Below are 8,903 nucleotides of genomic sequence, written 5' to 3'. Positions count from 1 at the left end.
CGCCATGGATCCCGAACGCCACCTGCGCCTGCGCGATTACGCCGAACTCATCGCCGAGCTCGAAGCGAAAGGCCTGACACCGGATAAAGAGATCGTCACCCACTGCCAGAGCCACCATCGAAGCGGCTTCACCTGGCTGGTGGGCAAGGCTTTAGGCTTCGAGAAGATGCGCGCCTACCCCGGCTCCTGGCAGGAATGGGGCAACCGCGACGATACACCGATAGAAAAGTAGCCGACAGATATCATGCTCGGGCAGTCAGATAGGGGCCTAGAACCCTATCCACCAACGCGGCGATATAGCGCTGGTCGATGTCGCTGAACGACACCGTCAGGTGGTAGTAAACCGCACCGTAAATGAGGTCCAGAGTCAGCTCAGGGTCGACTTCCGGCCGCAGTTCGCCTCGCGCGATGGCCGCCTCGATGGCCTCTTGTCCCATGCGGCGCCTGGGCGCGATCCAGCGTTCCACGAACGCCTCGCGCAGGTCGGGTTCGGCCTGTGCGGTCCCCAGCAACTCCCGCAACAACTGCCCACGCGGCCCTTTCAGGGCCTCCACCAATGCCCCGACGCTCTGGCAGAAGCTCTCGACGATGGGCAACTGCGCGTCATAGGCGATCAACGGCCCCACCTCCTCGAAGAAGGCATCCATGACGATCGCCGGGGCATTCGGCCAACGCCGATAGAGAGTCGACTTGGCCACCCCCGATACGGTGGAAACGCGCTCGACGGTGGCATGCTGGATCCCCCCTTCGAGCGCCAGATCCAAGGCGGCCCGCATGGCCTTGGGAGCTGCAGAAGCACTACGCGGCCGCCCCGGTCGCGGAGATGAAACAGAAGACATTGCTGACACCCTTGCCAAAAACCACTCAAGAAGATTAGGGTTACTTCATAATACGAAACGATTCGTATCGATCCTTATGTTGGCTGCCCAACGATACCACGACATGCTTTGCAACGACCATTACACGTCTTTGCGGGGATCATGACGCCGCCTAGCTAGCCGAGATCCTTTATCATGCAGAACTACGATGTTGCCATCATCGGCGCCGGCCCGGCAGGCTTGGCCGCTGCGCAAAGACTCTCCCGTCGAGGGCACCGGATCATTATCATCGACCAGGGCCGCGCAATCACCGAGCGAGACAAGACGGCAGAGGCCGAACTGACACAGGGGCATGGTGGTGCCGGGCTGTATTCGGATGGGAAGTTCTCGTTCTTCCCTTCCGCGACCCACCTGTGGCACCTACCCAGGCGTGAGGCGTTGCATGACGCCTATACGTGGACCTGCAGCCTACTCAACGCGTATGGCCTGGATACCCCACCCTTCCCGAGCGATGCCAATGCCTATACCCCGGGTGTCGGCGACTGGGTGCTCAAGAGCTACCCTTCCAACTATCTTTCACTAGAAGCGCGCTTGGAGATGGTGTTCGGCCTGGTGAGCGGGCTCGACGCCGACATCGCCTCCAGGACTCGCCTGACAAGTTATCGATATGACGCATCGACGAAACGACACCATCTGGGACTGCAAAACACTCGACAGTATTACGAAATCATTACCCAAACGTTGATCTGGGCAACCGGACGTTTTGGCGCTTTCGAGCTCGATGATGACATCAAGAAAACCTTCCGCCGGTTGGAAGTCGGGTTTCGCATCGAACAACCCAGCGAACTGGCATTCTTTCAGCCTCTCTCCAACCTGGATCCCAAGCTGACACTGCGCGCCGCGTCCGACGCCATCGAATGGCGTACCTTTTGTGCCTGTCGCAACGGTCGGACCGTGCTCACCCAGACACAAGGGTTGTGGACGGTTTCCGGACATTCTGATGGGCCACCATCGCAGCGATCCAATGTCGGCTTCAACACGCGCATCCTCGATGAAGCCTTGGCAAGGCGAACCATCGAAACAATCGGAACCGCCTTACGTGAGCACGGCGCCTACTACGAAATCCCGCTCATGGCGTGGTTCGAAGGCCAAGAATACGCCACCTCGACGATGGACGCGATTTACGGGAGAGACGTGGCCGAGGCCATGCTCCAGGGCTTGAGGCAACTCATTCACAGCTTTCCGGCAATCAAGCATGACGAGACAATACTGATCGGCCCGACCCTGGAAGGGATCGGCTGGTACCCGGAAGTCGATGGCACGTTGCGCATCCCCGGTCGCCCCACCTGGGTCGTCGGCGACGCCTGCGGCCTATTCCGTGGTATCGTGGCGGCCTTCATCAGTGGCCACTACGCAGCCAGCTCCGTGCTGGAAACACTTGAGGAATATTCCTGAATGTCTTCGCCTGTTTCTTCAAGAGTCGGCGTCGGTGTCATCGTCACTCGTGCCGATGGCAGTCTTCTGCTCGGCTACCGGATCAAGACCGGTGAAACACCCAGCTGGTGTTTGCCGGGCGGCCACGTCGAACCCGGTGAAACATTCGAGACCGCCGCCCTGCGCGAACTTCACGAAGAAACCGGTATTATCACGCAACGGCCGGTCGCCATCCTCGCACTCCTGCAACAACTGACCGCTCGCCACACGGCGATCACCGGCGCGGCGCGGATTTCTCTCGACGATAACCTCGCCGAACCGCAAGTGACCGAACCGAATGTCTTCACCCGCTGGGCGTGGTTTTCGCCCTCAGACCTTCCCGCGCCACTATTTCCTGCAAGCGAAGCGATGATCAGCTTATGGCAGGGCACTCCCTGCCCAGAGGGATGGCACGCTTACAGCGTCCTGTGAACACCATAAAATGGTCTTAGTTAACCTGCTGATCGACTACCTTGGCGATTATTCGACACCACGAAGAAATACTGCTCTGTATATGTGAAGTGGTCTACTCCCAAGCGCCACAGGAGTCATCGAGAGGGACAGGACAAACGATGGCTATCCAAACGTTCCTCCATCGCGCTCTTCTCATGACAGATGGCCACTTTCGGCTTCCCTGCCTCTAATTTTGTGCAATGAAAGCATAAATAGCACTGAAACTAATATACCTGCAACAAGACATGCACCCCACACCACACCTCCCCCAAAGGCATGGAATACTGCCAGCCCGACGGGCGCGCCAAGGGCCAAACCAAGACTCCAAACAAAATAGAAGGCTCCCTGGTAAGTGCCATTCTCGCCTTCGGACGCAATCTTGAGGAGGAATGATGATACCTGGGGGATAAGGAGTATCTCTCCTGCCGTCCATACCGTGAGCGACAATGCAAACGACACGGTAGTGGTTGAGATGGCATTGAGACCAAATCCACATCCCAGCAGTAAGGCTGCTAAAGAAAAGCAATACTTCTCATCCACATTCTGAAATAGAGATGTCACCAGCGGCTGGAATAGAATGATCAGTATTCCATTCAGTGATAGCACGACACCAAATGCCGTGGGAGATATTCCCTTCTCGGTCATGTCCAGGGGTAAGGTCGACTGCTTCTGCAAGTAGATCAGTGACAGCACAAGAACGAGTGATAGAAAGGCCAATACCTTTGGGTTAAGAAAGGGAGAAAAGGTTTTTAGGACTACCTGACCATATGATGACCTCTTTTCAGCCACTGAATCAATTCGAGGAAGACGCGTTGAAATAAGAAGATAGAGAAAAGCAGTGCAGGAATTAAACAGAAGAAGGAACTCTGGTGATAATTCCACAAGCATGCCACTAATAATGAAGGAAAATGCAGAGCCGATATTGGAAGCCCAGTAAACGATGCCAAAGGCTCTAATGTGCTTCGCTGACGGGAGCTCGTTGGAGATAACTACCCCGGCAGCCGGTCGGGCAAAGCTCGAAGCACATCCTAAAAAGAATATGATAGGTACAAGGGAAACTACATCGCTACTCAGGAAAAGCCCAATGCAGGATAGCAATGTTATCACTTGCGCTGATGCGATGGCCCCTCTTGGCCCAAAGCGATCAGAGACAACGCCACCTACCAATGCGCCAAATGTTGCCCCTGCTCCCCACGTTCCAGTAAGCAGACCAACAACAGTAGTGTCTGCATCTTTCTGTAGCTGTAGATAGAGAGTAAGGAATGCAGGAACAAGTGTGCCCAGCCGATTGAGCAAGGTGCCTAGAAAAAGCCACCATATACAAATTGGGAGTTTTTTATTCTGCGCCAAATGTTGCAACAGTGGCTCCTACCTTTAGCCCTAGGTCTGTTCAAGTTGCTTCCATTCCTTTAAGTGCTGAAGCTCGAAGATACGCTGCACGGGCACAATCTTATCTTCAATTGCAGTCGTCTTACCCTCTTCCAAAATGCGGCTATATGTATCACTGAGCGCAGACACAGTGGCTCTCAACCCTTGATTTGCATAGATGACAGTAGCAATGCCTAACTTGGCCATATCGTCTACATGCCAGTCGGGGTAGGTTGTCGGAACAATGATCACAGGCGCTCTCCCCTCCCAACGCCCAATAAAATCAATGATTTCCTGATTGCTAGTTTGCTTGGAATGGACCAACACGGCATCTGCACCAGCATCAATATAAGCATTACAACGTTCTAATGCAACGTCAAGACCCAGGCCATTGATAAACGCCTCAGTCCGTGCGACTACAAAGAAGGTCTCATCACGCTGTGTATTTTTGGCAACACGAATTTTCGAGCAGAACTCATCAATGTCAAGTAGAGAATGTTTGCTGCCATAAAAGCTGTTGGTTTTTGGGAAAATCTTATCTTCAATTGCGACGGCAGTGATACCTGCATTCTCGTATTCACGCACCATGTGCGCCACATTCAAATTCCCACCATATCCGGTATCAACATCAGCTATGACAGGAATATTGACTGCCTTCTGAACATCTTGTGCTGCAGCAAGATACTCTGTCATGGTGAGCACGCTTGCATCGGGCAGCGATCGTGAGGCTGATATTTCAAAGCTAGATGCCCACACTGCATCAAAGCCAGCACCTTCTGCCAAAACAGCACTCAGTGCATTAGGTGTTCCAACAACTCTTGCCACATCTCCTTCTGCAAGTTTCATACTTAGCAGGTCACGGAATGACATCATTTCTCGAATGCATTGCGGGTACATTTCGCCCCCTTCTTGTTTGCGTATTACACGTTAATCATGACTCTACATAATAAAGTTCTTGTGATATCTCTGTGAGCCGATTAAAGTCTTCTTTGAAAGTGTGTCGATTTTCTGATTTTATATCTATTCTTACGAGTGGCCAACCTCCCTCTTGCCTCGTTTGCACATGATCTCCGACAGCGCCTTGTACTGACACAAGGTCAACGCTACTGAGCATTTTTAACTCTTCCAACCTATTGAAACTCTTCAATACACCAGACGTCTTCGGGTAAGGTGTGACAACAGCAGCTGCTCCATCGATTGTTGGATTAAGGTTGGGCTTTCGTCCTTCAAGTACATCGATATATCCCTGCAACAGGTCAATCCCATGAGCTTTCGCAAGGAGAGCTGTCCTGTTGACACCTGGTCGCCCACCGATCTCGACAATCTTCGGCCCATCAGGGCCAAATATAAACTCAACGTGTGTTGCCCCCACATCAACCTCAAGGGCAGTAACAGCTCTCCTCGCAATTCGTTGAAGCGACAACTTCTGCTCATTAGATAAACAGGACATCGTTGTCCTAGCGAAATGGTGGAAATTGTCTTCACCAATATCCACGCCTGTCATGACATCCATAACTGGTGTCGACCAGACCTCACCATTCAATACCAAGCACTCCACAGAGTGGTTGGTACCCTCTATATATTCTTCGGCGAGAATCTCAGGGTAGACATCTTCATGTTTCTGGCTCTCACAAAAGTCAAATATCTCGTCCTTCACCCTATTGTAGTTGGATACGGCCTCGCTTAGGCTTGAGCACTTTACAACAAAGAAGCTCCCCCACAGACTGCTAGGCTTTATTACGATATTTCCAGAAGCTTTCCCGTAGAAGTCGACTACATCATCCTCATGCTCAATTCGTGCGCACCGTGTTACGAACTCTTCCCCTAGATTCTTTACAAAGCTTTGTTTCATGAGGTACTTATTCCGCAGAACCGCTGCGGATCCAACGTTCATCCCTCTGTAACCAAGGCGCTTGCATACTTGGGCCCACAGCTTAACAGTTGCTTCATCCACATTAATGATCGTTGCAATCGAGTGCTTTCGCTCCAACTCCTTTACTGTCTGGCAAATAGCATCTACGCCATCGGAGAATTTCATCTCATGAATGAACTCAAATGTCTCAGGCTTCAGGTCGTGCGCGCCCTCAGTGTTTAGCAACAGCCCCAGCCGCCTGCCATGGATTACCGCACTTTCATAGAACTCAGGTAGGTAAGCTGCACCAAAATATAGAATCAACCCATCATTATTCGACATGATTCAGCGCCTCGACAAGGTTAGTCATTCCTATCTGAATGGACTCGCGATCTATGGCATAGGAAAGTCGCATGAAGCCCTCTTTACCAAATGCACTTCCCGGAGTCAGCGCAACATGGGCATGCTCAATCAAAATTTCCGCTAACCTATCTGTCGAATCCACCTCTATGCCGTACATCCTCTTTCCCACTATCTTACGGAAGTCGAGGAAGAAGTAGAAAGCACCGCACGGCTCCGAGTAGCTGATCAGGTCTTGGCCTTTCAGACTGTTCTGAATTTTGTGACACCTTTCGTCAAGCTCGGCATTTACCTTGGTATTGAACCTGACAACCTCATTCTGAGTGATGTCGGATATGGCATACTGGGCTAGGCTATTGGCGTTTGAGGCAGTGTGACTCTGGAGTTTCTTCAACCGCCGAATCACCTCCTGTCCACCGTATGCATAGCCGACTCGCCAACCTGTAATGGCAAGGCTTTTAGAAAACGACCCGACAGTGACCACTTGGTCACGAATCCCTGGAAAAGCGGCCGCAGGATGGATGAATGCACAGCCTGGTCGAATGAGGTTTCGGTATGACTCATCGAACAATATCCATAACCCCCGCTCCTTCGCGAGCTTGGCAATGTCACGGAGCTGGTGTTCGCTGTATATCTCGCCGGTTGGGTTACATGGGCTATTCAGGACTATCAGCTTCGTATTCTGGCCAATACACTTCTCAAACTCAACGGCAGTAGGGTTGAATCTTTCCCCCTCAGATTCGACTACCATAGGCTTTCCGCCAGCCAACATTATTTGAGCCTTGAAAGTTCCCCAGCTCGGCTGTGGAAGCAAAACTTCGTCACCATCATTGATCAATGTCATGACTGACAAGAACAAACCGTGCTTTGCCCCTGTTGTTATAATAACTTCCTCAGCCGAATATGTAATCTCATCAAACGATGCGATATTCGCTGAGACGAAACTTCTGAGCTCCTGTAGCCCCGCTGTATCGACATAACGGTGACTGTCTCTGTAATTGATACGCTCAACTGAGGATAAAAGGCTACTGGGCGGCATGTAATCTAGCTCACCGCTCGCAAAATTTATGACATCGACCCCCCGGCTTCTCAGCTTGTCGGCTTTTATCCGTGCGCCAGAAGTCTTGGAGCTCTCGATTCGGGCCTCCCTATCGGAGAAGGTGGGTGCCAGTGTCTTCATGCATGGCCTCAATGATGGTTCATAGATGGATATTAGATTTGTTCCGCATGTTCAAAGCTCTCAAGCCACGCTACCGCCGCGCGTTGCACCAGCCCCCATTCTCACCTTCACGAATCAAAAGCACTGCTGCATTTATTATGAAACGAATCGAATCGTTTCATAAAACATTAATACTATACTGCTCCCTAATCAACCCCAAATTTTCACGCCCATCTTTTCTTATTATAAGTTATTGAATTTAAGTATTTTTATCGCCATACAACCTACCCGGAGCATCATGATGTCTTCATGCAGGAGGTGGGTTGGCGGTCAGTAACCACCTAAAGTCGAGGATGCAGCATAGGGGAAGGCAAACAATGAGGCTCAGAAAAGAAAGCCCTTTGCAGTAAGCTTTTGCGGGAGGCTTGGGTATGCTGGCTTACGTCAGCTCGCCGCCGCCTTTCTATTGCACCTCTGCACCGCTGCGACTAAGGTGGCGGGTCCTCTTCCGTTGCCGTGGATACGCCCGTGGACCGCGACGAACTCTTCGCCAGAATTCAACACCCCCTGCCCCACCACCTGATCTCGCGTGGGGCGGGCAAGCTTGCCGAGAGCCGTACGCCGTGGCTCAAGGACCTGCTCATTCAGCGTTTCATTCGTACCTTCGACGTCGACATGAGCCAGGCCGTGGACAGCGATCCCGAGGCCTACGCCTGTTTCAACGACTTCTTCACTCGTGCATTGCGCGCGGATGCACGACCCATCGGCGAGGGCATCGTCTCCCCCGCCGATGGCACGCTGTCGCAGTTCGGTGCCATCGACAACGGCACCCTCGTCCAGGCCAAGGGGCATACCTATTCACTAACCGCCCTGCTGGGGGGCGATACGCATCGCGCCGCACCCTTTCGGGACGGCCACTTCGCCACGGTCTATCTATCGCCGCGCGACTATCACCGCGTGCACATGCCGGTGACAGGCACCCTGCGGGAAATGATCTACGTGCCGGGGCGGCTGTTCTCGGTGAACCAGGCTACCGCCAACCACGTGCCGGGGCTCTTCGCCCGCAACGAGCGCCTGGTCTGCCTGTTCGACACCGAACACGGCCCGTTGGCGATGGTGCTGGTCGGCGCGATGATCGTCGCCGTCATCGAAACGGTCTGGGCGGGTCAGGTCACCCCGCTCAGCGGGCGTGTCCAGACGACGCGTTTCGACGAGCCCATCGTGATCGAGAAGGGTCAGGAAATGGGCCGCTTCAAGCTCGGCTCCACCGTGGTGATGTGCTTCGGCCACGACGTCGCGTTTCGCGATGTCTGCACCGACGGCCTGGTGGTCAGCATGGGGCAGTCCCTAGCTTCCTAGGTCGTGTGCCGAGACAGAGTCACCATGCCGAGCGGGGCAAGGCCGTGTTCCCCAGTAGCAC

9 protein-coding genes are annotated in these 8,903 nt (G+C 53.1%); 4 read left to right on the top strand and 5 right to left on the bottom strand.

Annotation, left to right across the window (positions count from 1 at the left end; all coding sequences use genetic code 11):
* Window positions 1-232, top strand: a 232-nt coding sequence (locus tag OP495_RS15435; protein WP_280570563.1) for a rhodanese-like domain-containing protein, incomplete at its 5' end; no start/stop codon positions are given.
* A gap of 10 nt (window positions 233-242) precedes the next feature.
* Here the strand turns inward: OP495_RS15435 and OP495_RS15430 are convergent.
* A complete protein-coding gene (locus tag OP495_RS15430) occupies window positions 243-839 on the bottom strand; it encodes a TetR/AcrR family transcriptional regulator (RefSeq protein ID WP_280570562.1) in 597 nt (198 codons plus the stop codon).
* A gap of 174 nt (window positions 840-1,013) precedes the next feature.
* Between OP495_RS15430 and OP495_RS15425 the strand changes: the two genes are divergently transcribed.
* Both OP495_RS15425 and OP495_RS15420 read left to right on the top strand, forming a co-directional pair.
* Window positions 1,014-2,273, top strand: coding sequence for an FAD-dependent oxidoreductase (locus OP495_RS15425; protein WP_280570560.1), 1,260 nt, complete (start codon window positions 1,014-1,016; stop codon window positions 2,271-2,273).
* A complete protein-coding gene (locus OP495_RS15420) occupies window positions 2,274-2,723 on the top strand; it encodes an NUDIX domain-containing protein (RefSeq protein WP_280570559.1) in 450 nt (149 codons plus the stop codon).
* 174 nt (window positions 2,724-2,897) lie between these two features.
* On the opposite strand, the gene OP495_RS15415 is transcribed toward OP495_RS15420, so the two are convergent.
* The 4 genes from OP495_RS15415 to OP495_RS15400 all read right to left on the bottom strand — a co-directional run bounded on the left by OP495_RS15415 (window position 2,898) and on the right by OP495_RS15400 (window position 7,504).
* Window positions 2,898-4,103, bottom strand: a complete 1,206-nt coding sequence (locus tag OP495_RS15415; protein WP_280570557.1) for an MFS transporter — start codon at window positions 4,101-4,103, stop codon at window positions 2,898-2,900.
* Between the two features lie 21 nt (window positions 4,104-4,124).
* Window positions 4,125-4,982, bottom strand: coding sequence for an isocitrate lyase/phosphoenolpyruvate mutase family protein (locus OP495_RS15410; protein ID WP_280570555.1), 858 nt, complete (start codon window positions 4,980-4,982; stop codon window positions 4,125-4,127).
* A 61-nt stretch (window positions 4,983-5,043) separates the two neighbouring features.
* Window positions 5,044-6,306 (bottom strand): ATP-grasp domain-containing protein, encoded by a 1,263-nt coding sequence (locus OP495_RS15405; RefSeq protein ID WP_280570553.1) that lies wholly within the window; start codon window positions 6,304-6,306, stop codon window positions 5,044-5,046.
* Window positions 6,296-7,504, bottom strand: a complete 1,209-nt coding sequence (locus OP495_RS15400; RefSeq protein ID WP_280570551.1) for an aminotransferase class I/II-fold pyridoxal phosphate-dependent enzyme — start codon at window positions 7,502-7,504, stop codon at window positions 6,296-6,298. The genes OP495_RS15405 and OP495_RS15400 overlap by 11 nt, the downstream gene beginning before the upstream one ends.
* A 507-nt stretch (window positions 7,505-8,011) precedes the next feature.
* On the opposite strand from OP495_RS15400, the gene asd reads away from it, so the two are divergent.
* Window positions 8,012-8,842, top strand: a complete 831-nt coding sequence (gene asd / locus OP495_RS15395; protein WP_280570550.1) for an archaetidylserine decarboxylase — start codon at window positions 8,012-8,014, stop codon at window positions 8,840-8,842.
* Window positions 8,843-8,903 lie beyond the last annotated feature (61 nt).

It is taken from the genome of Chromohalobacter sp. 296-RDG, from assembly GCF_029889885.1.
Classification (GTDB): domain Bacteria; phylum Pseudomonadota; class Gammaproteobacteria; order Pseudomonadales; family Halomonadaceae; genus Chromohalobacter.
This window is presented reverse-complemented; position numbering and strand designations above follow the sequence as displayed.